Origin of the sequence: Bradyrhizobium sp. cf659 (assembly GCF_900113725.1) — a bacterium.
Taxonomy (GTDB): domain Bacteria; phylum Pseudomonadota; class Alphaproteobacteria; order Rhizobiales; family Xanthobacteraceae; genus Bradyrhizobium.
The window spans coordinates 328,138-352,671 of record NZ_FOQJ01000004.1 but is presented as its reverse complement, the minus strand read 5'-3'; the positions used below and the strand labels follow the sequence as shown (position 1 = coordinate 352,671).

The following is a 24,534-nucleotide window of genomic DNA, read 5'->3' as shown; positions in this document are numbered from 1 at the left end:
AGGTTACGTTCTGGTCCACGCCGGCGCAATTGGCCGGTCATCACGATCAGGTTTGCGCGAGATCCCATCGATCGGCAGGAACACGTTCAGCGTCTCGATGACATCTCGCCCCTCCCCACCCCGCATCTGGCCGCTGTTTGCACTCAACTTCTTCATGGCCGACATGCAGTCGGGCATTGGGCCGTTCGTCGGCGTATTCCTCCAGGAACGCGGCTGGGCGAGCGGGTTGATCGGCACCGCCATGACGATCGGCAATGTCGCGGGCATGCTGATCACGACGCCGATCGGCGGCTTCATCGATTCCAGCCGCAACAAGCGCCTGTGGGTCGTCATTCCCGGCATCTGCGTCGTTCTCGCATCCGCGATCATCCTGGTCTCGCAGAATTTCTGGGCGGTGACCTTCTCGCAGGTCGCGCAATCGATCGCGAGCGCCGCCATCGTGCCGGCGGTAACAGGCATCACGCTCGGCATCGCCAGGCAGAAGGGCTTCAATGCGCTGAACGGCCGCAATCAGGCGTTCAACCATGCCGGCAACATGGTGGGCGCCGCACTGTCGGGCTATCTCGGCTACAGATTCGGTTATGTCTCCGTGTTCGCGCTGGCGGCCCTGTTCGGGGCCATCGCGATCGCCTGCGTGCTGATGATCCCGGCGAAAACGATCGACGATCGCGCCGCGCGCGGCAGCAAGGAGGACGATCCGGACAGCGCGCCTGACGCGCTCACGATGCTGCTCAAGCACAGGCCGCTGCTCGTGCTGGCCCTGGCGCTCGCTCTGTTCCACCTCGGCAACGCCGCCATCGTGCCGCTCTATGGACTTGCGGCGGTGGCCGAGGGCCAGGCCAACGGTCCGAGCTTCGTCGCGACCACCGTCGTGATCGCGCAGGGCGTGATGATCGTGACGTCGCTGATCGCGATGCAGGCGGCAAGCAAGCGCAATTATTGGCCGATTATTCTCGTCTCCTTCATGTTCCTGCCGGTCCGCGGCGTGCTCGCCTTCTTCGTCACGGGATGGTGGGGCGTCGTGCCGATGCAGGTGCTCGACGGCATCGGCACCGGGCTCCAGACGGTTGCCGTCCCCGGCATGGTCGCCCGCTCGCTCAACGGCACCGGCCGCATCAATCTCGGCCAGGGCGCCGTGATCACCGTGCAGGGCGTCGGCGCAAGCCTGAGCCCCGCGCTCGGCGGCTGGATCGCGGAGTGGATCGGCTACGGCCCGACCTTCCTGCTGCTCGGCGGCTTCGGCCTCGCTTCGATGGCGCTGTGGCTCGCGTTCGGGGCTGCGGTGAAGAAGTATTGAGGCCAGCCGCCGGGCGGAGGTCACGGCGCCAACTGCTTTTGCGATCCGGGCACGCCAGGCTGCGGCACCTGGTCGCGGTCTCAACGCGTCATCGCGAGTGGCTTATCACGCAATCCGGCGCTTTTGCCGCTTGCGGCGCATCGGTCCGAAGATACAACCTGCGACATATCGCAACGAACTTTTCCTTTTCGATCGATGACCCAGCCTCAACTCTCGTTCGATGGCGACCCGAACGGCCAGGACTATGAAAGATGGCGCGAGCAGTTTTGCCGCCAGGTGGCGAACGTCGATTTCGTGCCGGTCGGGGAAGGACGCGTTCACCGGACCATTGCGCCGGCCATTCTTCCCCGCCTCAGACTCTCCGCCTCGTTCGGCACGCCGATGTCTTTCGTGTCATTGGGGACGAACGACGAATTGGTGATTACGATGTCGCCCAATTCGGCGTTGAGCGGGGCCATGGGAAAACGCCCGCTGGAGATCGCCGCCGGCGACATCACGATCGGCGACCCCTCGATCAAGGACGCCTGCATCACGCAGGTCACGCATGGCAATTTCCAGACCGCGCTGCTGCCGCGCAAGGCGCTGCTGCGCGCGTGCCCGAATGCCGAGGACCTGATCGCGCAGTCGATCCCCGGCGCCAATCCGATCACGTCGATGTTCCTGCGATATTACGATCTCGCGCATGCTTATGCCGACAAGCTCGCGCCCGCGGAGCTCGACGCGGTCTCCCAGCATTTGTTCGACCTCGCCGTGCTGATGATCGGCGCGCGCGGCGATGTCGCCGAGGAAGCGCGCATGCGCGGCCTTGCGGCGGCGCGTTTCGAAACCCTCAAATCCGACATCCTGGCGCAGCTGGACAACCCCGCGCTGTCGCTCACCGTCCTTTCAGCCGCGCACCGGATCAGCCCGCGCACGATCCAGTTGCTGTTCGAGCAGGCCGGCATCACCTATAGTGGGTTCGTGCTGGAGCAGCGATTGCTGCGCGCCGAGCGGCTGCTTCGAAATCCAAATTTGCGCACGCGCAAGATCATCGAGATCGCGCATCTTGCCGGATTTCACGACGTCTCCTACTTCCATCGCGCGTTTCGCCGCCGCTTCGGACGGACACCGGACGATGTCAGGAAGCTGGCCGGCGACGTCGGCTAGACGCCGCCGCGATGCTGCCGCGACGACTGTTCAAGCCGAGCCGGGGTGTCACCACTTCGCCCGCCCTCACGTCCCGAAATTCTTCTGGATCGCCTTGTCGAGCGTCTCGCCGCCGACGAAACGCTGGCGCAGCTCGCGCTTGAGCAGCTTGCCGCTCGGGTTCTTGGGCAGCGCGTCGACGAAGATGACCCGCTTGGGCACCTTGAAATGCGCCATCTGGCCGGCGCAGTGCTTGATCACGGACTCCTCGTCGAGCTTCTCGCCGCTCTTGACCACGACGATCGCGGTGACCGCCTCGATCCAACGCGGATCGGGCAGCCCGACGACGGCAACCTCGGAGACTGCCGGGATGCGATAGACCATCTCCTCGACCTCGCGGCTCGCGACATTCTCGCCGCCGGTCTTGATCATGTCCTTGACGCGGTCGACCACGGTGATGTGGCCCTCTTCATCGACGGTGGCGAGATCGCCGGAGTGAAACCAGCCGCCGGAGAACGCCGCTGCGGTCTTGACGGGATCGTTGTAATAGCCGGACAGGAGGTGCGGCGAGCGGTGCACGATCTCGCCGACCTCGCCGACCTTGACGTCCTCCATCGAGGTGTTGACCACACGCGTCTCGACGTTCAGCACCGGCTTGCCGGCCGAGCCGGCCTTGCGCAGCTGGTCCTCGGGGCGCAGCACGGTCGCGAGCGGCGCGATCTCGGTCTGGCCGTAGAAATTCCAGAATTTTACGGCGGGCAGGCGGCGCTGCAACTCGAGCAGGACTTCCACCGGCATGATCGAGGCGCCGTAATAACCCTTCTGCAGCGTCGATAGGTCGGTCTTGTCGAAATTGGGCGAGCGCAGCATCGCAATCCAGATCGTCGGCGGCGCGAAGAAGGACGTGATCCTGTGCGCCTGGATCAGCGCCAGGATGTTGTCGGCGGTCGGCTTGCCCGTGATCACGCCGGAGGCGCCGAGATAGACTTGCGGTCCCAGGAACACGTCGAGCTGGGCACAATGATAGAGCGGCAGCGCATGCACGAACTTGTCGTCCACGCTCATGCCGCCGTCGATGATGCAGCTGACATATTGCCACATCACCGCTTCGTGGGTCAGCATCGCGCCCTTGGGCAGCGACTCCGTGCCGCTGGTGTAGACGATCTGCGCGAGGTCGCGGCTGTCGACCGACGCCTCCAGGAACGAGCCGTCGGCATGAAGCAGATCGTCGAAGGTGGTGAGGCCGGCCGGCGCGGTGGCGGGATCCTCGCCCGGCAGCCAGATCATCTTCTCGACCGCACAGTCCTTGGCCGAGGCGGCACGCGCGGGCTCGACGAAATCAGGTCCGGTCGCGAGCAGCTTTGCGCCGGAGCTCTTCAGGATGAAATTGATCTCGTCCGGATTGAGCATGAAGTTGATCGGCACCAACACCGCGCCGATTCGCGCCACCGCGAAGCGCAGCGCGGCAAAGGCGTGCGAGTTGCGCGAGAGCACGGCGAGGCGATCGCCCTTCTTGACGCCGAGGCCAAGCAGGCCGCGGCCGAGCCGGTTGCAGATCGCGTCCATCTCGGCGAACGTCCAGCTCACGCTGCCGCAGCTCACTGCGAGCTTGTTCGGATCGCGGCCCGCCGAACGGCGCAGGAGATCGCCGATGGAATGCTCGCGCGCCTTCGAGATGGTGGCTGCGATGTCGCCGGTCATGTGTCCCTCCGTTTGATGTCTTTGTTTGTTGATTACTGAATCTTCGCGGCGCTATCTGCGCCGGGCCGCCTGCGCGTGCTCCATGTACATGTGCTCGACCGACCGATCGAGCGAGGCGATCTTCTCGAAGCCGCGCCGCCAGTCCTGCAAGTGCCGGCGGGTCCAGAGCACGCCGGCCTCGCGGTCGCGGCGGCGGATCGCATCGATCAGATGTCGGTGCGCGGCGACGAGGCGCGGGCCGCCTTCGGCCACGCCCGTCACGATCATCTCGGTGGTCGGATAGAACAGTTGCGCCGCGGGCTCGCGCGCGAGTTGGAGCACGCGGTTCTGCGAGGCCTTGGCGACCAGCACGTGGAATTCGGCATCGCATTCGGCGAGCGCCGCGGGATCGCCGACCACCGCCTCGCTGCGCGCGAGATTGTCGGTGAGCTCGGCGATGTTCTCGTCGGTCGCCCGCTCCACCGCGCCCTCGATGCTGGCGACCTCCAGCGTCATCGAAGCCTCGTAGAGCTCGCGGAAGGTCACCTCGTGCAGCACCAGCGCGCGGCTGAGACGGCTCGCAAGCTTGGTGTAGCGCGGCAGGCAGGCGTGCAGGCGGCGCGAAGAATCGCGGCTGATCAGCCCGCCCTCCTCCAGCACGCGAATGCCCTCGCGAATGGTCGAGCGGTTGACGCCGAACTGCCGCACCAAATCGTGCTCGGTGCCGATGGGGTCGCCCGGCTTGATGCGGCCATTGACGATCTCGCGCTCGATGGCGTCGGCGACCTTCTGATAGGCCGGCGCGACATCGATCGGACGGAACAGTGGCGCTAAAGGCAATCTGGCCTCCAATGGCGATTGTCCGACAAACTATAGGGACGTCTCAGGAACGCGTCAAACTGCGTCATAGATGCCGCAGATGCAACAAATTGACTCCTGCGGAACCCGCCCCTAACTTTGTCGGACAAAGGGACAGGATAGTCCCCGCAGAAGAGGAAACGTATCCATGAGACCTATCGCAGCACTCGTGTCTGCGGCCGGCCTGCTGTCGGCTGCCCTGATCGTCCCCGCTTCCGCCCAGCAGACCCCGCTCAAGATCGGCGTGCTCTCCGACTTCTCCTCGGTCTATTCCGACATCGGTGGCATGGGGAACGTCGAGGCCACCAGGATGGCCATCGAGGATTTTGGCGGGCAGATGTTCGGCAAGCCGATCGACATGGTCTCGGCCGACGTGCTCAACAAGCCCGACATCGCCTCCACCATCGCCCGCAAATGGTGGGAGACCGAGGGCGTCGACATGATCATCGACCTGCCGACCTCGGCCACCGCGCTCGCGGTGATGGAGCTGTCGAAGCAGTACGAGAAGATCATGATCGTGACGGATGCGGCGAGCTCCGACATCACCGGCAAGTCCTGCTCGCCCTACACCGCGCACTGGACCTACGACACCTATGCCAACGCCCACACCGTCGGCAGCGCCATCGTCAAGAACGGCGGCGACACCTGGTTCTTCCTCACCGCCGACTACGTGTTCGGCCATTCGGTCGAGCGCGACACCGGCGACGTCGTGAAGGCCGCCGGCGGCAAGGTGCTCGGCAGCGTCAAGCATCCGCTCAACACGGCGGACTTCTCGTCCTTCCTGCTCCAGGCCCAGGCCTCCAAGGCCAAGATCATCGGGCTTGCCAATGGCGGCGGCGACACCATCAACGCGATCAAGCAGGCCGGCGAGTTCGGCATCGTCGCCGGCGGCCAGAACCTGGCGGCGATCGTGATGTTCATCTCCGACGTGCACAGCCTGGGGCTGAAGCTCGCGCAGGGGCTGATCATCACGGAGGCCTATTACTGGGACCTCAACGACAAGACCCGTGCCTTCGGCAAGCGTTTCCTGGAGCGCGTCAAGCGCATGCCGACGATGAACCAGGCCGCGACCTACAGCGCGACGCTGCATTACCTCAAGGCCGTGCAGGCCGCCGGCACCAAGGACACCAAGACCGTGATGGCCAAGATGCGCGAGCTGCCGGTGAAGGATGCCTTCACCGACAATGGCACGCTGCGCGAGGACGGCCGCATGGTCCACAGCATGTACCTGTTCCAGGTGAAGAAGCCCGAGGAATCCAAGGGCCCGTGGGACTACTACAAGCTGCTCGCCGAAGTCCCGGCCGACCAGGCCTTCCGGCCCCTGAAGGATGGCGGCTGCCCGCTGCTGAAGTAACGCCTTGCGCTCGTCGTGGACCTGCCTTCCGTTGCGGGGCGGGTCCACGACATTGCATTGCACGCAAAAAAACGAGCGAGCGCTCTCTCAGAAAATTCTCGGCCGCCCACTTTCCCGACGGCCACTCTCTGCGCTAGGAATGACGACAAGGGTGTAAAGCCCACGCCTGGATCAACAACAACGCCAAAGATCCGGGAAGAAATTTGGGGAGGCAGCGTGAAGCTCGCGCGCCGACGACCTTGGACGAACGCGTTCTCGACGGAAGCGCTGTGCACGCGCATTCTGGAGCGTCACCGCGACTCCATCCGCGTCCAGAAGCCACGTCTCGCCGTCGCAAATCTCGCGCGCATCATCGGTGCAACCCTCACGCTCTCCAACAAGCAGGGCTTTCACGCCACGACGCTGCGCCAGCTCGCGGAAGCCTCCGGCCTCAGCATGGGCGGCCTCTATACGTATATCGACAGCAAGCCCAGGCTCCTGTCGATGATCCTCGGCGAGGTCGCGGCAACGGCGACCGAGGTGCTGACGGCGCCTCCCGACGACGTCAGGAATGACGCCCACAAGCACCTCGACTGGATCATCGCAACCCACATCCGCATGAGCGAGGCGATGCAGCCCTGGTTCGTCTTCGCCTTCATGGAGGCGAAGTCCTTTCCGCCGGCGGAACGTCAGCGCGCGATCGACATGGAAGCCATGACCGAAAAGATCATCGCCGACGTCCTCAGGCAGGGCGTCGCCAGCGGCGCCTTCACGATCGACCATGTCGGGCTCACGGCGTCGTTGATCAAGCCGCTGCTCCAGGACTGGTACGTCAAGCGCGCCAAGTACCGCAAACGCGGCACGTCGATCGACGGATACATCGATGGTGTCGGCAGCTTCGTGGGCGCCGCCTTGTCGAGCGGCGGCCGCGCCAACGGGCGAACGTCCGGCAGGGCAGGCCTGAGGCCAAAGCAGCTGGCGCACCCATAGTCCGCAGGAAGGACCAGGCGATGAAGCGTTTCCGGTTCAATCAGCAAGAGATCGTCTTCGCCGTCTTCGCGCTGCTGTTCCTCGTGTTCTCGATCTTCCTGCGCGGCTTTCTCTCGCCGGAGAACATGCTGACGCTGCTCCAGAACGTCTCCGTGCTCGGCATCCTCGGCCTTGCCATGGCGATCGTCGTGATCGGACGCGGCATCGACATCTCGCTGATCGCGGCGCTTGCGGTACCGCCGGGGCTGGTCTTGCAGATGGTGCAGAACGGCCACTCGCTGCCGGCCTCGCTTTTGACCGCCGTGCTGCTGACGGTTGCCTTCGGTCTCGTCAACGGCTGGCTGATCGCCTACGCCGAGGTTCCTTCGTTGTTCGCGACGCTTGCGACCGGCTTGCTCCTCGCCGGTCTCGGGCAGGCCGTATTGTTCCAGCTCGACGTCGTACAGTGGAGCTCCGGCATGGACGGCTTCGAGCGGCTCGGACAGGGCACGATCCTCGGCATCCCGACGTCGATCATCATGTTCGCGATCGCCTGCATCGTGGTGGCCTTCCTGCTGCGCCAGACGCGCTGGGGCGCCTATATCTACGCGATCGGCGACAACCCTTTCGCCGCGCGCGTCACCGGCATTCCCTCCCGCCCGATCATCGTCCTGCAATATGTGATCGCCGCCCTGATCGGCTGCTTCGCCGGCCTCGTGATGGCCGCATCCGTCAACTCGATGCCGACCCGCATCTTCAACTCCACGCTCATCTACGACGTCATTCTGGTCGTCGTGCTCGGCGGCATCGGGCTGTCGGGCGGTCGCGGCGGCGTCCTGAACATCGTGATCGGCACGCTCCTGATCGGCACGATGCTCAATGGCATGACCATCATGGACATCTCCTACGCCGGACAGAATCTCATCAAGGGCGTGGTGCTTCTCCTCGCCGTCATCACCGATTCCTTCCTGAATCCGCGCAACGAGGAGACGGCGCAACAGGGCGATATCTGACCGACCCAACAAATAACGACGACAACCACAACCAAGGAGGAAGCAATGAAGCATCTCGGCAGCCCGACAAAGGCCATCGTTGCCGCACTGGGCCTTGCGGCCATGACCGCACCGGCTTTGGCCCAGCAGGGCCTCGACGAGCCGTTCCAGAAGCCGTTCAAGGAAGCCTTGGCCGGCAAGACCGTGGCCTATGTTCCGGTCGCGATGAACTTCGACCTCACCGAGGGCTGGTATGCCGGCCTGAAGAAGGAGCTCGAGCCGTACGGCGTCAAGTTCGTGATCCGCGATGCCAACTGGAACACCAATGCCGGCGCGCAGGCGGTCACCTCCCTCATCACGGAGAAGCCGGCGGTGATGGTGGTGCACAATCCGGACGTGCAGACCTATGCCAAATTGCTCCAGCGCGCCGAGAACGAAGGCATCTACGTCATCCAGATCAACATGGGCTCTGCCTATCGGAGCTCCGCCTTCGTCGGTGCCAACTGGGTCGAGATCGGTGAACGCCAGACCGAAGGCGTGGTCAAGGCCTGCGAGGGCAAGTCGAACAAGATCGCGATCATCCAGGGCGCGCTGTCGGCGGCCGCCAGCGCCTATACGCTCAAAGGCGTCGAGAACGTGCTCGCCAAGCATCCCGAGATCAAGGTGGTGTCGAGCCAGGCCGCCGATTGGGACGCCGCCAAGGCCAAGGCGATCACGCAAACGGTGCTGAAGCAGAATCCCGATCTCTGCGGCATCGTCGGCTTCTGGGACGGCATGGATATCGGCACGGCGGCGGCCGTGAAGGAAGCCGGTCTCACCGGCAAGGTATTCCTGGCCACCTCGGGCGGCGGCGAACGCAAGGGCGCGTGCGAGCTGGTGAAGACGGGCGCGTTCGATCTCAACATGAGCTACGACGTGCCGACCCAGGCGGCACAGATGGCAGGCACCATCAAGTGGCTGCTGTCGTCGGGCATCAAGCCCGGCTCCGTCAAGGGCTCGGAATACACCACGCTGATTCCGATCACCAAGGAGAATGCCGACAGCCAGACGGCCTGCTGGAATCTCGGCGACCTCAAGAAATAGTTCGACGCTGACGCTCGAGGTCTCTTGGGCTGTGCAGCCCAAGGGACCTCGCTCCCAACATCTTCCATGCCGAGCTGGAATGCCGATGCGCGACACCCTGACAAGCCTGCGTTACCGCTACTGGCCCGATCATCTGCTCGGCGAAATCCTGTCCAAGCGATGGACCGAGACGGCCATCCCGGTCATCCTGCTCCTGATCGTCGGCCTCGCGCTCAGTCGGTCCATCGATAACTTCCTGTCGCCGGCGAGCCTCGCCGACACCGCGCGCCAGGCCGGAGAGATCGGCTTCATCGCGCTCGGGCTGGCGCTGGTCGTCATCGTCGGCGGCATCGATCTGTCCGTCGGCTCGATCTTCGCCCTGACGGATTTCTGCGCGCTCTATCTGCTCGACGTGCTGGGCTGGCCGGTCCCGGCGGTGGTGGCCGCAACGCTGCTCTGCGGTGCACTGCTCGGCGCCGTCAACGGCGTCCTGATCGGATATCTGCGGCTGCGCGCCTTCATCACCACGCTGATCACCCTGATCATCTACCGCTCGGCCTACGACCTTCTGATCCAACGTTACTCCAACGCCATCGCGTCCGCCTTCCCCGACATCCCGTCCTGGGATTTCATCGGCGGCGGCAGCATCTTCGGCATCCCGACCGTGGCGCTGGTCTATGTCGTCATCGCCATCTTCGGCCATATCTTCATGACGCGGCTGCGGCCGGGCTGGCACATCACCGCGATCGGCGGCTCGCGCCGCTCGGCGTACAATTCCGGCATTCCCGTCCGTCGCACGATCGCGCTCTGCTACGTCGCAAGCGGCGTGCTGACCAGCATCGGCGCGCTGTTCTTCGCGTCCCGGCTCGGCACCGTCGGCGGCGACATCGGCGTCGGCCTCGAGGTGATCGTGCTGACCGCGACCGTGCTGGGCGGCATCACGCTCGGCGGCGGCAAGGGCTCGGTCGCCAAATCCGCGGTCGGGGTCCTGATCGTGCTCCTGATCACCAATGGCCTGACGACCATGAACGCGCGCGGCGGCGTCAACCGGATGGCGCTCGCCGGCATCCTGCTCGTCGCCGCAATGGTCGACATCCGCTGGCAGAAGAACCGCACCCGCATCATCAGCAAGGTCTATGTCGCGCCCACCTATCACGCGCTGCCGCCGCCTCCCCCGACCGAGATCGGGCAAGGCGGCCCGTTCGAGCAGAACGACAAGCTGCGTAACGTCGAGTCGATCGGCCTCGGTCGCATCGAGGCGCCGGAGGACGTCATTCTCGATCGCCACGACAACCTCTATGCGGGCTCGCGCCACGGCGACATCATCCGCTTCCTCGCCCCCGACTATCAGAAGATGGAAGTGTTTGCCCATATCGGCGGCCAACCGCTCGGCATGGCCTTCGATCGGCAAGACAATCTCTATGTGTGCATCGGCGGCATGGGGCTCTATCGCATCAAGCCTGATGGCACCGTGGAAAAGGCGACCGACGAGACGAACCGCAGCATGCGTTCGGTCAACGACGACAGCCGCCTGCGGCTCGCCGACGACCTCGACATCACCGACGACGGCCTCATCTTCTTCTCGGAGGCGACCGTGCGCTACGAGATGGACGAATGGCCGATCGACGGCCTCGAGGCACGCGGCAACGGCCGCATCATCTCCTACGACATCAAGACGGGCGCGACGCGCACCGAGCTGCGCGGCCTCAAATTCCCCAACGGCATCTGCGTGGCCAGCGACGGCCAGTCGATCCTGTTCGCCGAGACCTTCGGCTGCTCGATCAAGCGCTATTGGTTCGCAGGACCGAAGAAGGGCGCGGTCGAGGTGGTGATGGACAACCTCCCCGGCTACCCCGATAACATCAACCTCGCCTCCGACGGCAATTACTGGCTGGCGCTGGTCGGCATGCGCAGTCCCTCGCTCGACCTCGCCTGGAAGATGCCCGGCTTCCGGCGCCGCATGGCCAAGCGCGTGCCGGTCGACGAATGGCTGTTCCCGAACATCAACACCGGCTGCGTGGTCAAGTTCAACGAGCAGGGCAAGATCGTCGAATCGTTCTGGGATCTGCACGGCGAGAACCACCCGATGATCACCTCGATGCGCGAGCATCGCGGCTATCTCTATCTGGGCGGCATCCTCAACAACCGGATCGGCCGCTACAAGCTCGACAACGCCGATCCGAACTTCGTGCAGTATGACAAGCGGTGGGGGAAGCTGTCGTGATCGCGGCCGTCAGGGAATTCGCCAACCGCTTTCTCGGGCGCGGCGACGCCACCATCACCGTGCCGTCCTTCGACGGCGCGTTGAAGCCGAACCAGAAGCTGGAATCCGCCGACACCTTGCTGACGTGCGAGGCGCCGGAGGACCTCGCCACCGACGGCCGCAACCTCTTCATCGCGGACGGTCAGCGGCTGATGTGCCTGAATGGCGGCTCGGCCTCGCAAGTCCGCACCTTCGATCGACCGATCTCGGCATTGTGTGTCCTTCCCGGTGGCGGCCTTGCCGTGGCGCTCGGGGGACGCGAGGTGCGTCTTTACGCAAGCCCTGCGGCCGAACAGCCAGGCGCGACGTTTGCCGACGCCGCCTTCAATGCCGTCAACGCGCTCGCGCCGGCGGGCGACAACACGTTGATTGCGACGGACGGCTCGGCGACATGCGGCGTCGACGACTGGGCGCGCGACCTGATGGAGCTCAACCGGAGCGGCCGCGTGTTCAGGCTGGATCCCGGCAGCAAATCCGTGACGCCGCTGGCCCAGGGGCTCGGTCATGCCTTCGGCGCCTGTGCGCACGGCAACGGCGTGCTGATCAGCGAGAGCTGGCGCCACCGCCTCGTTCTGGTGACGCCCGGCGCATCGCCGCGGATCGTGCTCGCCCACCTGCCCGTCTATCCGTCGCGACTGACGAAAGCCTCAGGTGGCGGCTACTGGCTCACCGCCTTCACCGCGCGCACCCAGCTCATCGAGTTCGTGTTGCGCGAGCCGGCCTACCGGCGCCGCATGATGGCCGAGATCGATCCGGCCTACTGGGTCGCGCCACGCCTGCGCTCCGGCATCTCGTTCAAGGAGCCGATGCAGGGTGCGCACATCAAGACCATGGGCGTCATCAAGCCGTGGGCGCCGCCGCGGTCCTACGGGCTCGTCATCCGCCTCAACGCCGATGGCCAGCCGCTCTATTCGCTGCACAGCCGGGTTGACGGCGTCAATCACGGCATCGTTGCCGCCATCGAGATGGGCGACGACCTCGTCCTGATCGCCAAGGGGCCAGGCCGCGTCCTGCGACTGCCGCTGGCCGGCCTTGCCGAGGAGTTTTGCCAATGAGCGACGTCATGCTCTCGCTGCGCAAGGCGACAAAACTCTACGCCGGCGTGCCTGCCATCGACGGGGTCGACTTCGACCTGCGCCGCGGCGAGATCCACGCCCTGGTCGGCGAGAACGGCGCCGGCAAATCGACGCTCACCAAAGTCATGGCCGGCGTGGTGACGCTGACCTCGGGCGCCATGACGATCGACGGCGCGGACGTCGCACCGAGGACGCCGCTGGAGGCGCGCAATCTCGGCATCGCCATGGTGTTCCAGGAGAACAGCCTGGTGCCGACCATGACGGTGGCGCAGAACCTGTTTCTCGGGCAGGAGAAGTTCTACAACCGCCTGCGCGGCATCTACATCGCTGCGCAGCAGTTCCTGCAATCGCTCAATTTCGACGTCACGCCGACCGCCACCGTGAGCGGCCTTGGAGCTGCCAAGAAGCAGATGGTGGAGATCGCCCGCGCGGTCCTGCATCGCGCCAAGGTCATCATCTTCGACGAGCCGACCGCGTCGCTGACGCCGGAGGAGAAGAAATACTTCTTCGACCTCGTCCGCGACCTCAAAAAACGCGGAGTCTCGATCGTCTTCATCTCGCATGCCCTGGAAGAGGCCTTGCTGCTCGCCGACCGCATCACGGTCCTGCGCGACGGCAAGCATGTCGTGACCGACGACGCCGCCAAGTTCGACCGTGCCGCGATCGTACAGGCCATGGTCGGCCGCGACCTGTCGAACACGCTCTACGGCGCGCGCAAGCGCAGCGTGCGGCCGGCCGGCGCGCGCGTGCTCACGGTGCAGAACCTGAAAATGGCGCCGATGGTGAAGAACAATTCGCTGTCGGTGTTCGCAGGGCAGATCACCGGCGTGTTCGGCCTCGTCGGGGCCGGCCGCACCGAGACGTTCAAGATCGTCTCCGGCGTGCTGAAGCGCGACTTCTTCCACGGCGGCGAGATCCTGCTGCACGACAAGCCGGTGCGCTACCGGGTGCCGGCGCCGGCGGTCAAGGCCGGCATCGCCTATGTCACCGAGGATCGCAAGGTCGAGGGTTTCTTCGAGACATCTTCGATCGCGCGCAACATCTATCTCGGACTTCTGTCAAAGTTTCCCAAGGGCCGCATGATGCTGTCGCGGCGGGAGACCGACAGCATCGGCAAGACCTGGATCGAGAAGCTCAGGGTTCGCGCCATCGGCGACCACGGCAGGGTGGTCGAGCTGTCCGGCGGCAATCAGCAGAAGGTCGTGATCGCCAAATCGCTGGTGCAGGAGCCCGATCTGATCATCTTCGACGAGCCGACCCGCGGCGTCGACGTCGGCGCCATCGTCGAGATCCACGAGCTGATCAACCAGCTCGCCGACGAGGGCAAGGCCGTCGTGGTCATCTCGTCCTATTTACCCGAGATCATGGCTCTCTCCGACCGAATCCTGGTCTCACGCCAGGGCAAGGTCGTGGAGGAATTCTCCGCGCTGGACGCGACTGAGGAAAGGATCATGTACGCGGCCATCCACTAGGCGCCGCCGGAGCGCATCAGGCCAGTCGACTGCCTGAACCTTGGGCAGAGGCAACGGTCGCGCAATCTGATCTGCATCAAGCTGCGCTGCAAAAATCGCGGCAATGTTGGGCCAGCCTCGGCTGCGCGGCTTCCACCTCGGAGGCATCCGTAGCGGCCGGGCGTTCGTGTCTCAACATGTGGGCGCCGCGGCGCGGCGTTGTGAACAGATGAACTTCACTCCGGGTCGCGTCGTCGCCGCGATCGCCATCCTCCTCGCGGGCGGCGGCTATTACTACTGGCAGCACCGCGATTCCAACACGCTGCCGGCAGGCTTCGCCCGCGGCAACGGCCGCATTGAAGCGGTCGAGATCGACATCGCCACCAAGACGCCGGGCCGGATTCGCGAGATCCTGGTCAATGAAGGTGATTTCGTGAACGCCGGCCAGGTTCTGGCGCGGATGGACACCGAGCAATTGCAGGCGCAGCGCCGCCAGGCCGAAGCGCAGCTCCAGCGCGCGTCCATCAATGTCGAGACCGCGAAGAGCCTGGTGAACCAGCGCGAGGCCGAGCGCAAGGCTGCGGAGGCCGTGGTCGACCAGCGCATCGCGCAGCTCGACACCACCAGCCGCAAGCTCGATCGCTCCGAGCAATTGATCAGGACGAATACGGTGTCGCAACAGGTGCTGGACGACGACCGCTCCGCCAACGCAACCGCCAAGGCGGCACTTGCCGCTGCCCAGGCCCAGGTCGCAGCCTCCGAGGCCGCGATCAGCTCCGCCCGCGCCATGGTGATCGATGCCGGCGCCTCGGTTGACGCCGCCAAGGCCGCGATCGAAAGCATCAACGCCGACCTCGACGACAGCGTGCTGAAGGCGCCGCGCGAAGGCCGCGTGCAGTATCGCGTCTCGCAGCCGGGCGAGGTGCTCGCGGCCGGCGGCCGCGTCCTCAACATGGTCGATCTCGGCGACGTCTACATGACGTTCTTCCTGCCGACAGCGGATGCCGGCCGCGTCGCGATCGGCGCCGAGGTCCGCCTCGTGCTCGACGCCATCCCGCAATACGTGATCCCCGCCAAGGCCACCTTCGTCGCCGACGTCGCGCAATTCACGCCCAAGACCGTCGAGACTGAGGAGGAACGCCAGAAGCTGATGTTCCGCATCAAGGCGCATATCGCGCCCGAGCTGCTGCGCCAGCACATCGAGCATGTGAAGACCGGCCTGCCCGGCATGGCCTATGTACAGCTCGATCCGGCCGCGCAATGGCCCGACAATCTCAAGATCAAGCTGACCCGATGAGCGCGACTGCCGCAGCCGACGCAACGGCCGGGCCCGGCAGCGTGGTGCATCTCGAAGGCGTGGGCCTGAGCTACGGCAAGACCCGCGCACTGGATGGCATCACGCTCGACCTGCCATCCGGCGGCATGATCGGATTGATCGGACCCGATGGCGTCGGCAAATCCAGCCTGCTCGCGCTGGTCGCCGGCGCGCGCGAGATCCAAGAGGGACGCATCCACGTGCTCGGCGGCGACATGGCGAGTTCGCGCCATCGCCGCACGGTCTGTCCTGATATCGCCTATATGCCGCAGGGGCTCGGCAAGAATCTGTATCCGACGCTGTCGGTGTTCGAGAACATCGACTTCTTCGGCAGCCTGTTCGGGCACGACAAGGCGGAGCGGAGCAGACGGATCGCAAGCCTTCTGCGCGACACCGGACTCACCCCTTTCGCCGACCGCCCGGCCGCAAAGCTCTCCGGCGGCATGAAGCAGAAGGTGGGCCTGTGCTGCGCCCTGATCCACGATCCCGAGCTGCTGATCCTCGACGAGCCGACGACGGGCGTCGATCCCTTGTCGCGGCGCCAGTTCTGGGAGCTGATCGCCTCGATCCGCAACAGCCGGCCCGGCATGAGCGTGATCGTCTCGACCGCCTATATGGAGGAGGCCGCGCAATTCGACTTCCTGATCGCGATGAACGCCGGCCGCGTGCTGGCGACGGGAACGCCCGCCGCGCTCAAGCGTCAGACCGGTGCCGACACGCTCGACGACGCGTTCATCCGTCTCTTGCCGGAGGCAGATCGCGGCAATTACACCGGCGTCGTCATTCCGCCGCGCAGCGCGGACCATGACGAGATCGCGATCGAGGCGGACCACCTGACCCGGCGGTTCAACGACTTCGTCGCCGTTGACGATGTGAGCTTCCGCATCAGGAAGGGCGAGATCTTCGGCTTCCTCGGCTCGAACGGGTGCGGCAAGACCACGACCATGAAGATGCTCACCGGCCTGTTGCCCGTGAGCGAAGGCAATGCACGACTGTTCGGCAATCCGATCGATGCCGGCGACATGTCCGTGCGCCGCCGCATCGGCTACATGTCGCAGGGCTTCTCGCTCTATTCGGAGCTGACGGTCACCCAGAATCTCGATCTGCATGCGCGGCTGTTCGAGCTGCCGGCGGAGACCATCGCCGCGCGCATCCGCGAGATGATCACCCGGTTCGATCTTGCCGAGGTGGCCGACGCTCTGCCCGATGGGTTGCCGCTCGGCCTGCGGCAGCGCCTGTCGCTGGCGGTCGCCATGATCCATGCGCCGGACATCCTCATTCTCGACGAGCCGACCTCCGGGGTCGATCCCGTCGCTCGCGACCGCTTCTGGCAGATTCTCGCCGAGCTCTCGCGCAAGGACAACGTCACCATCTTCGTCTCGACCCATTTCATGAACGAGGCCGAGCGCTGCGACCGGATCTCGCTGATGCATGCGGGCAAGGTGCTGACGTCGGACACGCCTGCCGCGATCGTGGCCGCACGCGGCACCGCCACGCTGGAGCAGGCCTTCATCGCCTGCCTCGAAGAGGCGATCGCCGATACGGCGGATGCGGCCGGCCCGCCTGCGGCCGCATCGCCCGCGCCGGCCGCGACCGCCGCGCCGCCGCGCAAGCGCAGCGCGACGTTCAATCCGACCCGCATGCTGGCCTATTCCCGGCGCGAGGCGCTCGAGCTGCGCCGCGATCCGATCCGTGCCACGCTCGCGATCCTCGGCAGCGTGCTGCTGCTGTTCGTGCTCGGCTACGGCATCAGCATGGACGTCGAGAACCTGACCTTTGCCGTGCTCGATCGCGACGACAGCGCGATCAGCCGCGACTACAGTCTCCAGATCGCAGGGTCGCGCTATTTCACCGAGAAATCACCGATCACCGATTACGCCGATCTCGACCGCCGCATGCGCGCCGGCGAGATCGGCCTCGCCATCGAGCTGCCGCCGGGCTTCGGCCGCGACGTCAGCCGCGGCCGCCATGTCGAGATCGGCGCCTGGGTTGACGGCGCCAATCCGACGCGTGCGGAGACGCTGCGCTCCTATGCGCAGGCGATCCACGCCACGTGGCTCGCCCAGAAGGGCCGCGAGCTCTACGGCGAGGCGGCGATCGCCGGCTCCTACCAGCTTCAGCTGCGCTACCGCTACAATCCCGACGTCAGGAGCGTCGTCGCCATGGCGCCCGGAATCATCCCGCTGCTCCTGATCATGATTCCGGCGGTGCTCGCCGCGCTCGCGGTGGTGCGCGAGAAGGAGCTCGGCTCGATCGTCAATTTCTACGTGACACCGGTGACGCGGCTGGAATTCCTGCTCGGCACGCAGCTGCCCTATGTCGTGCTGGCCTTCGGCAACTTCCTGCTCCTCGTCGGCTTCGCGCTCGCCGTCTTCGGCGTGCCCTTCACCGGCAGTTTTCCGACCTATGCGCTCGCCGCCTTGCTCTATGTCACCACCACGACCGGCATGGGGCTGGTGATCTCGGCCTTCATGAACAGCCAGATCGCGGCGCTGTTCGGCACGGTCCTGATCACGCTGGTCCCGGCCATCCAGTATTCCGGACTGATCGATCCGGTTTCATCGCTCCAGGGACTGGGCGCGCTGGTCGGGCGGCTCTATCCCACCACCTATTTCGTCACGATCTCGCGCGGCACCTTCTCCAAGGGCCTCGGTTTCGAGACCCTCCACAACGATCTCCTGGCGCTCGCCATCATGATCCCGGTGCTGGTGGCAGCCGGCGCAATGCTGCTGAAGAAACAGGCCCGCTGACCATGCGCATCGACAACGTGCTTCAGCTCGGCATCAAGGAATTGCGCGGCCTCGTGCGCGACCCGATGCTGCTCGTGCTCATCGTCTACTCCTTCACGCTGGCGGTCTATAGCGGCGCCAAGGCAATGCCGGAGACGTTGAACCGCGCCGCGATCGCCATCGTCGACGAAGACCATTCGCCGGTCTCGACCCGCATCGAGATGGCGTTCACGCCGCCCTACTTTTCCGAGCCGCGCCTGATCTCGCAATACGAGATGGACCGGCGGATGGACGCGGGCCTCGACACCTTCGCGCTCGACATCCCGCCGGACTTCCAGCGCGACCTGCTGGCGCGGAAGTCGCCGACGATCCAGCTCAACGTCGATGCCACGCGCATCTCGCAGGCCTTCAACGGCGGCGGCTATGTCGAGCAGATCGTCAGCGCGGAGATCGCCGAATTTCTGGCGCACACGCGCAATGCGCAGGCCGCGCCGATCGAGCTGGCGCTGCGGGCGCGGTTCAACCCGGAACTGAAGAAATCGTGGTTCGGCGCCATCGACCATGTCATCACCTCGATCACCATGCTCTCGATCATCCTCACCGGCGCGGCGCTGATCCGCGAGCGCGAGCACGGCACGATCGAGCACCTGCTGGTGATGCCGGTCACGCCATTGGAGATCATGGTGAGCAAGGTCTGGTCGATGGGAGCGGTGGTGCTGATCGCCTCCGCCTTGTCGATCGTCTTCGTGGTCAAGGGATGGCTGGCGGTCACCATCGACGGCTCGGTGGCGCTGTTCCTCGTCGGCGCGGCGCTACAGCTGTTCGCCACCACCAGCATGGGCATCTTCCTCGCCACCGTCGCCGGATCGATGCCGCAGTTCGGGCTGCTGCTGATCATGATCCTGCTGCCGCTGCAAACCCTGTCGGGCAGCATGACGCCGCGGGAGAGCATGCCGCAATTCGTTCAGGACATCATGCTGGCGGCGCCCAACACGCATTTCGTGATGCTCGCGCAGGCGATCCTGTTCCGCGGCGCGGGGCTGGAGTCCGTCTGGCCGCAGCTCGTCGCGCTCGCGTTGATCGGCGTCGTCTTCTTCCTGATCGCACAGCGCCGGTTTCGCGCGTTTCTGGCCTAGGCACGACGCGGCCGCGCACCGCCTGCCTCAGAGCTTGTGCCCCTTCTGCCGCAGCGCCTCGATCAGGCGCTGCTTGAGCTCGTCGGCCGCCTTCTGGCTGACGTCCTGGCCGATCTGCATGCTCGCTTGCGCCAACGCGTCCGACTTCTCCAGAAACTTCCGTCCGGCCGGCTGGGCGTAGAACGCCTCGATCTGGCGCAGCTCATCGACGGTGAAGCTGGCGGCGTAGAGAGCCGCGATCTGATCGATCATCGAGGTGACGAACGGAGCGTAGATCTCGGAGCCAGGCGCCGTCAGCGCATCATAGTCACGCTCGATCTCCGGCCTGTCCTGGGCGACCACGGGCCTGAGCTTGAGCAGGAGCTGCGGCAGCAATACGCGGTATTGATCCGCGATCTTCAACGTGACCACCAGCTTGCGTGCCGCATTCATCGCCTCCGGCGACGGTGCCTGCGCGGAGGCGCCACAGACCAGGAACAGGAGAGCGCCGGCGATCGTCAACAAACGTCTGGACATGAACCTCTCCGTTGGATCTCTCCGTGAGATGGCGGGCTGGCGCCACGATGCTTTCAACGGCTCGCGGGGGTGGCGGCCGTGGCCGGAGCGATTTCGACTGCGGGCTCGGGATCCTCGACCTCCGTCACCTTCACGAACAGGCTGGGCACGCGTTCGGCACGATCGAGCAGCCAGGCGGCGCCGATCATGATGACGATGCCGACGACGGAGACGGCGAGCTGCTCCCAGACGCCCTTGGTGTATTGCGTCAGGATCCAGTGCGCGGAGAACGACAGGAACACCCCCAAGCAGAAGATCGGCAGCGAATGCTGGCCGCAGAGGATGACGGGGCGCAGCCAGGGTCTGTGCAGCGACCGCCATTTGCGCGAGATGAAATGGGTGACCCAGATCGCCAGCGCCAGGAAGTGGGTGAAGCGCAGCATGTCGAGATCGGTCTTGTCGATCGGGTAGATCGCCTTGATCATCCATTTCGGGATCAGGGCCTCGAGCGCGGGCACGTGCCAGGTCATCACGATCAGGAGCGCGAAGACGAGCCAGGCCGCCGCGAGCGCCATCGCCGCCCTCGACCACACCCATTTCTCGATCTTCCCGATCTGGCCGATGCCGCACCAGGCCGCGAACACGAACATCAGCTGCCAGCAGAACGGGTTGAAGTACCAGGTCGTGCCGGGCGGATAGGAGGCGATGTTCCAGTTGAACCAGCGCGACAGCACATAGAGCACCACGGACGCCGCAAGCGTCAGGTTCGGCCGCCGCACCAGGCACCAGACGATGAAGGGTGCAACGAACACCAGCGCGATGTAGAGCGGCAGCACGTCGAGATTGACCGGCTTGTATTTCAGCAGGATCGCCTGGCCGATCAGCTCGTCCGGATGCGACAGGAAATTGAACACGTTGAACTCGTGCTCGTACATCGGATTGTCGAAGCGGCGCGCGGTGCGCGCGATCTGCGCCGTGAACAGCAGGAACAGCATGATGTGGGCGACGTACATCTCGACGGCGCGCCGCCACAGCCGCTTGAGCGCGGCCAGAAACCAGCCGCCCGCGATGATCGGCCCATAGATCCAGCCGACGAGGTAGCCGGAGATGAAGACGAAGAACTCGGCGGCGTCGCTGAAGCCGTAATTGCGCAGCGTCAGCCAGGCCACGACGTCATGCGGGATGTGGTCGAGGAAGATCATCCACAGGCCGATGCCGCGGAAGAGATCGAGCCGCAGGTCGCGCTCGATCGGCGCCAGGAGTGCCGACTGGTCCCGTGTGATCATGGCCCCGCCTCTTCCGGTGGGCGTCGCGCCATGGCGGCGCCGGCAAAATGGAATGCTAAAAAATCTGCATCAAAAGATCATCTGGCCCTGCGGCTAGCTGACCGCCAACGGTAACCGACCCAGATGTCCGCGCAAGAGACTTCGTCATCACGGGCGGCGGGACCGCCGCCGGGCCGCGCCGAAGCGGCGGCCGGCTCACAAAAACATTGAAAACAACCCCATGCACAGTAGAAGCAGCAGACTAAGTCTTTGTTTTATCTAATAAATAAAATGACCCATCGGGGCTGACAATCGCCACCGACGGTACGATCGCACGCCAAGCGGATTGACCGGCCAGATCAGGTGAGCTCGCCGCCCCGGGCGAGCATCTCGTTCAGCATCGCCTCCGCCTTCTGCTTCAGCGGCAGCGCGCCGCTGTCGGAGGCGATCGCGATCGCCGCACGGAGGGCGGCAAGGATCGCGGCCTTGTTCGCTTCGCCCGCGGGCGGCGTCACCACGGCTTCGCCGAACAGGGCCTCGGCCTCGAGGCCGGCAAACCCCTGCTGCCGGGCGGTGTTGCGCGCCTCGCGCAGCATGTTCTGCGCGGCCTGGACGTCGCCGAGCCGGGAGGTGGCCAGCGCCAGGTAGATCGAGCTGCGCAGCACCGCCGAGGTGTAGCCGACCGCCTTCGCCTCCTCGCGCGCCTCGCCGAGCATGCCGCGCGCCCGGTCGAACAGCCCCTGCTCGAGATAGGCGATGCCGAGATGACAGGCGAGCACCGGCACGAACAGCCGGATGCCGTGCTTCTGCGCGAGGACGAAGCCGTCCTCGAGGATGGCCGCGGCCGCCGCCGGATCGTTCCGCCCCAGCTTCAGCCACCCGCCGCTAGAGGCGGCGGCAACGCGGTCATAGGGACGGCCCGTCTCCTCCGCGATCGCGGCGGCCTGCTGCTGGAGCTGTTCGGCCGCATCGAGCTCGCCCATCACGGTGTGGGTGAAGCTCTTCATCATGCAGCAGAGGAGGAGTGTGTATTTTGGAGGCGTTCCGAAGGGCGCGCTTGCCTCCGGCCCCATGAGATTAGCGCGGCCTCGCGCCAACGTCTGCTCCGCTTCGCGATATCGACCGGCGAGAAAATAGGCCTGTCCCAGATTGTATTGTGCAAGGTTGCGCCAACCGGGGTTGCCTGACTTCTCGGCGAGGCCAACGACCTCCTGGCCGAGCGCAACCGCTTCAGTTGGCGTTCCGTAGAAATTCTGTCCGCCCGCCATGACGGTCATGGCGGCGACCTTTCTTCCGATGTCGTCAATTTCACTAGACCTGCGTTCGGCCTCTTTTCCGAGATCGATCCACTCGGCAACCTGACCGGACCAGATGAATGCCATTCGCGCCTCCATCCGGAGGTCAATTGCATCTGCCTCCCGCGAAGGAGTCATCGGCGTTTTGTCGAGCGAACTCATCGCGATCCCGAAATAGTCGACCGCATCGGCATATGCCGAGCGCACAAGACATTTCTGCGCGGCCCCCCTCCCGTACCCGAACGCTTTCAGCCAATCCTTCGCGCGCATTGCGTGGTAGCAAAGCGTGTCAGGACCGTCGCTCCATGTCTCGTCGCTTTCGAAGGCCGCAAGAATTCGCGCATGTATATTTTCGCGCACCTTTTCGACCATCGACTCGTAGGTCACTTGGCGGACCATCTCGTGCTGGAACTCGATCGAGTCCTCAAGTTCACTATCGATCCTGACGAGGAGCTCGGCTCGGTCGAGCGCTCCAAGGCAATCCTGGAGAACGTCTTCGGGCAGCGCGGCGACGTTCCGCAGCATCATCACGCTTGAGCGCGGCCCCAGCGCCGCCGCTATTTGGAGAACCGAGCGCTCCTGCCTTGAGACACGATCGAGCCGCGCCGCAATCACCCCCTGAATGCTGGTGGGGATGCCGAGCTCGTCAATGGGTCGAACGAGCGCAAGGTCACCCCACTGACCGCGAAGCGTGCCACTATCTTTCAGTCCACGGCAGACTTCCTCGAGAAACAGGGGAACGTTGGCCGTGTGAGAGATGATACGGTTCTTCAAATCGGTGTTCGTCGCCGACGGTCCGAGCATATCGGCCAACATGGCCAATCCCGAATCGTCATCCAGGGGGCGCATTGCAATCACTTCCGCATGGCAGCGCGCGATCCACTCGGGCATGCCGTTCGGCCTGCTCGTGAGAAAAACTATCAGGTTGGGACTCTGTAACGACGCGATTGCAGCAACAACCGCATCGCTGGCTCGGTCGATCCAGTGCAGGTCCTCGATGAGAAGAACCGTACGCTGTTGAAAGGCCAAGCTTTGAACGATGGCGCAACTTGCATCGGAAATGGCACGCGCGCGTGCGTAAGGCTCCAACTCACTCCAGCGAGGATCCACGACCGGAATATCCAATATGGAATCGATCGCGAGCTGATGGATTGCCTGCAACTCCTTTCGGATGTCGACCAGACTATCCGAATCTCTGGCGGTAACTTCGGAGATCGAAAGTATAGTGCGCTTGAGCGCGCTGAACGGCACGCCCTGAAGGTTCGGGCTGCACTCGGCGTCAATCAACCGCCAGCCATCGGCCTTGAGCTCCTGGGCGAACTCATGCGCGAGCCGCGATTTTCCGATGCCTGCATCGCCGATCAGAAGGACCGTCTGCCGGCTTGCACTAGACCTCTCCGCGGCACGTCCCAACAGGGCCCGCTCGGTCGTGCGATCGACAAACCGCGAAACGCTCCGGGCTCGTCGCACCCGCCAGCTTGAAAGGTCGCTCGCTCCGACGACACGGTAGACCGGCAGCGGCTCGTTGAATCCGCGCAGCACCTTGAGACCCAAGGATTCGAATCGGACATGTCCATCCGCGAGTTTCTGGCAGGCTTCCGACACGTAGATCTGATTGGCCTCGGCCGCTGCCTCCAGCCGCGCGGCAAGATGCTGAGCGGCTCCTCCGATCTCGTAGACCTTGGAAAACTCGCTGGCGACCATATAGGCGACGACGTGCCCCGAATGGAGGCCGACCCGAACCTGAAGTCCGGGATCGCCAAGACGGCCAACACGCCGGACAAGCTCGATGGCCGCATGGCAGGCCAGCGGCGCATGGTTGTCGTCGGCGATCGGGGCACCAAAGACCGCGGCCAAGCCGTCCCCCAACTCCTTGCTGACGATGCCGCCAAACTGGCGTACCGCGCCCCTCATGGCCGCCAGCGCAGGCTCCAGGCGTGAGACGGCTTCCTCCGGCTCCAGTTCGGCAACAAGCCCTGTGGAGTCGATGACGTCGGCTCGGAGAATTGTCACAAACCGCCGCTCGCTGTCGGGATCAGCACGCCGACGTACCGCCGCCCCACACTTGGAGCACCAGCTATCGTCGGGATCAATCGCCGACTGACACGCGAAGCAATGCATTCCTGCGCCTTCAAGGATCGCGGCGTCGCTGTCGTCCAGCGCCCGCGAGCAACTCGTGGTAAGAATACCAAT

18 protein-coding genes are annotated in these 24,534 nt (G+C 64.8%); 12 read left to right on the top strand and 6 right to left on the bottom strand.

The features are described from left to right. Positions 1 to 97: 97 nt before the first annotated feature. On the top strand, positions 98 to 1,297 hold the full coding sequence (locus BM118_RS20655; RefSeq protein ID WP_092187580.1) for an MFS transporter: 1,200 nt from the start codon (positions 98 to 100) through the stop codon (positions 1,295 to 1,297). A gap of 317 nt (positions 1,298 to 1,614) precedes the next feature. On the opposite strand, the gene BM118_RS42360 is transcribed toward BM118_RS20655, so the two are convergent. Then, positions 1,615 to 1,755, bottom strand: coding sequence for a hypothetical protein (locus tag BM118_RS42360; protein ID WP_244550191.1), 141 nt, complete (start codon positions 1,753 to 1,755; stop codon positions 1,615 to 1,617). On the opposite strand from BM118_RS42360, the gene BM118_RS20650 reads away from it, so the two are divergent. Continuing rightward, positions 1,754 to 2,443 carry an AraC family transcriptional regulator gene (locus tag BM118_RS20650; RefSeq protein ID WP_244550190.1) on the top strand — a complete coding sequence of 230 codons (690 nt, stop codon included), beginning with the start codon at positions 1,754 to 1,756 and terminating at the stop codon, positions 2,441 to 2,443. The two genes, BM118_RS42360 and BM118_RS20650, sit on opposite strands and share 2 nt — an antisense overlap. A 66-nt stretch (positions 2,444 to 2,509) precedes the next feature. Here BM118_RS20650 and BM118_RS20645 read toward each other — a convergent pair whose 3' ends face one another. Beyond that, positions 2,510 to 4,123, bottom strand: a complete 1,614-nt coding sequence (locus BM118_RS20645; RefSeq protein WP_092187318.1) for an acyl-CoA synthetase — start codon at positions 4,121 to 4,123, stop codon at positions 2,510 to 2,512. 51 nt (positions 4,124 to 4,174) lie between these two features. Then, entirely contained in the window at positions 4,175 to 4,942 is a 768-nt protein-coding gene (locus BM118_RS20640) for a FadR/GntR family transcriptional regulator (RefSeq protein ID WP_092187579.1), read from the bottom strand. Positions 4,943 to 5,108: 166 nt separating this feature from the next. On the opposite strand from BM118_RS20640, the gene BM118_RS20635 reads away from it, so the two are divergent. The 10 genes from BM118_RS20635 to BM118_RS20590 all read left to right on the top strand — a co-directional run bounded on the left by BM118_RS20635 (position 5,109) and on the right by BM118_RS20590 (position 19,286). Then, positions 5,109 to 6,314 carry an ABC transporter substrate-binding protein gene (locus BM118_RS20635; RefSeq protein WP_092187317.1) on the top strand — a complete coding sequence of 402 codons (1,206 nt, stop codon included), beginning with the start codon at positions 5,109 to 5,111 and terminating at the stop codon, positions 6,312 to 6,314. A 216-nt stretch (positions 6,315 to 6,530) separates the two neighbouring features. Continuing rightward, positions 6,531 to 7,283, top strand: a complete 753-nt coding sequence (locus BM118_RS20630; protein ID WP_092187316.1) for a TetR/AcrR family transcriptional regulator — start codon at positions 6,531 to 6,533, stop codon at positions 7,281 to 7,283. Positions 7,284 to 7,303: 20 nt separating this feature from the next. After that, positions 7,304 to 8,275: an ABC transporter permease gene (locus BM118_RS20625; RefSeq protein WP_092187315.1), complete on the top strand. Its 972-nt coding sequence runs from the start codon at positions 7,304 to 7,306 to the stop codon at positions 8,273 to 8,275. Positions 8,276 to 8,320: 45 nt separating this feature from the next. Further along, on the top strand, positions 8,321 to 9,337 hold the full coding sequence (locus BM118_RS20620; RefSeq protein ID WP_092187314.1) for a sugar ABC transporter substrate-binding protein: 1,017 nt from the start codon (positions 8,321 to 8,323) through the stop codon (positions 9,335 to 9,337). Between the two features lie 79 nt (positions 9,338 to 9,416). After that, positions 9,417 to 11,540 (top strand): ABC transporter permease, encoded by a 2,124-nt coding sequence (locus BM118_RS20615; RefSeq protein WP_092187313.1) that lies wholly within the window; start codon positions 9,417 to 9,419, stop codon positions 11,538 to 11,540. After that, the gene (locus BM118_RS20610; protein WP_177234502.1) at positions 11,537 to 12,634 is read left to right on the top strand and encodes a hypothetical protein; all 1,098 of its coding nucleotides are present in this window, start codon (positions 11,537 to 11,539) and stop codon (positions 12,632 to 12,634) included. The genes BM118_RS20615 and BM118_RS20610 overlap by 4 nt, the downstream gene beginning before the upstream one ends. Next, positions 12,631 to 14,127, top strand: a complete 1,497-nt coding sequence (locus tag BM118_RS20605) for a sugar ABC transporter ATP-binding protein (protein ID WP_092187311.1) — start codon at positions 12,631 to 12,633, stop codon at positions 14,125 to 14,127. The genes BM118_RS20610 and BM118_RS20605 overlap by 4 nt, the downstream gene beginning before the upstream one ends. Before the next feature lie 208 nt (positions 14,128 to 14,335). Beyond that, on the top strand, positions 14,336 to 15,403 hold the full coding sequence (locus tag BM118_RS20600; RefSeq protein ID WP_177234501.1) for an HlyD family secretion protein: 1,068 nt from the start codon (positions 14,336 to 14,338) through the stop codon (positions 15,401 to 15,403). Beyond that, positions 15,400 to 18,171, top strand: a complete 2,772-nt coding sequence (gene rbbA / locus BM118_RS20595; RefSeq protein ID WP_177234500.1) for a ribosome-associated ATPase/putative transporter RbbA — start codon at positions 15,400 to 15,402, stop codon at positions 18,169 to 18,171. The genes BM118_RS20600 and rbbA overlap by 4 nt, the downstream gene beginning before the upstream one ends. A gap of 2 nt (positions 18,172 to 18,173) precedes the next feature. Next, the gene (locus BM118_RS20590) at positions 18,174 to 19,286 is read left to right on the top strand and encodes an ABC transporter permease (RefSeq protein WP_092187308.1); all 1,113 of its coding nucleotides are present in this window, start codon (positions 18,174 to 18,176) and stop codon (positions 19,284 to 19,286) included. 27 nt (positions 19,287 to 19,313) lie between these two features. Here BM118_RS20590 and BM118_RS20585 read toward each other — a convergent pair whose 3' ends face one another. The 3 genes from BM118_RS20585 to BM118_RS20575 form a co-directional block, all read right to left on the bottom strand. Continuing rightward, on the bottom strand, positions 19,314 to 19,802 hold the full coding sequence (locus BM118_RS20585) for a DUF2059 domain-containing protein (protein WP_092187307.1): 489 nt from the start codon (positions 19,800 to 19,802) through the stop codon (positions 19,314 to 19,316). 53 nt (positions 19,803 to 19,855) lie between these two features. Beyond that, positions 19,856 to 21,067, bottom strand: a complete 1,212-nt coding sequence (locus tag BM118_RS20580; RefSeq protein ID WP_092187306.1) for an OpgC domain-containing protein — start codon at positions 21,065 to 21,067, stop codon at positions 19,856 to 19,858. A 338-nt stretch (positions 21,068 to 21,405) separates the two neighbouring features. Next, the gene (locus BM118_RS20575; RefSeq protein WP_092187578.1) at positions 21,406 to 24,462 is read right to left on the bottom strand and encodes an ATP-binding protein; all 3,057 of its coding nucleotides are present in this window, start codon (positions 24,460 to 24,462) and stop codon (positions 21,406 to 21,408) included. Between the last annotated feature and the right edge of the window lie 72 nt (positions 24,463 to 24,534).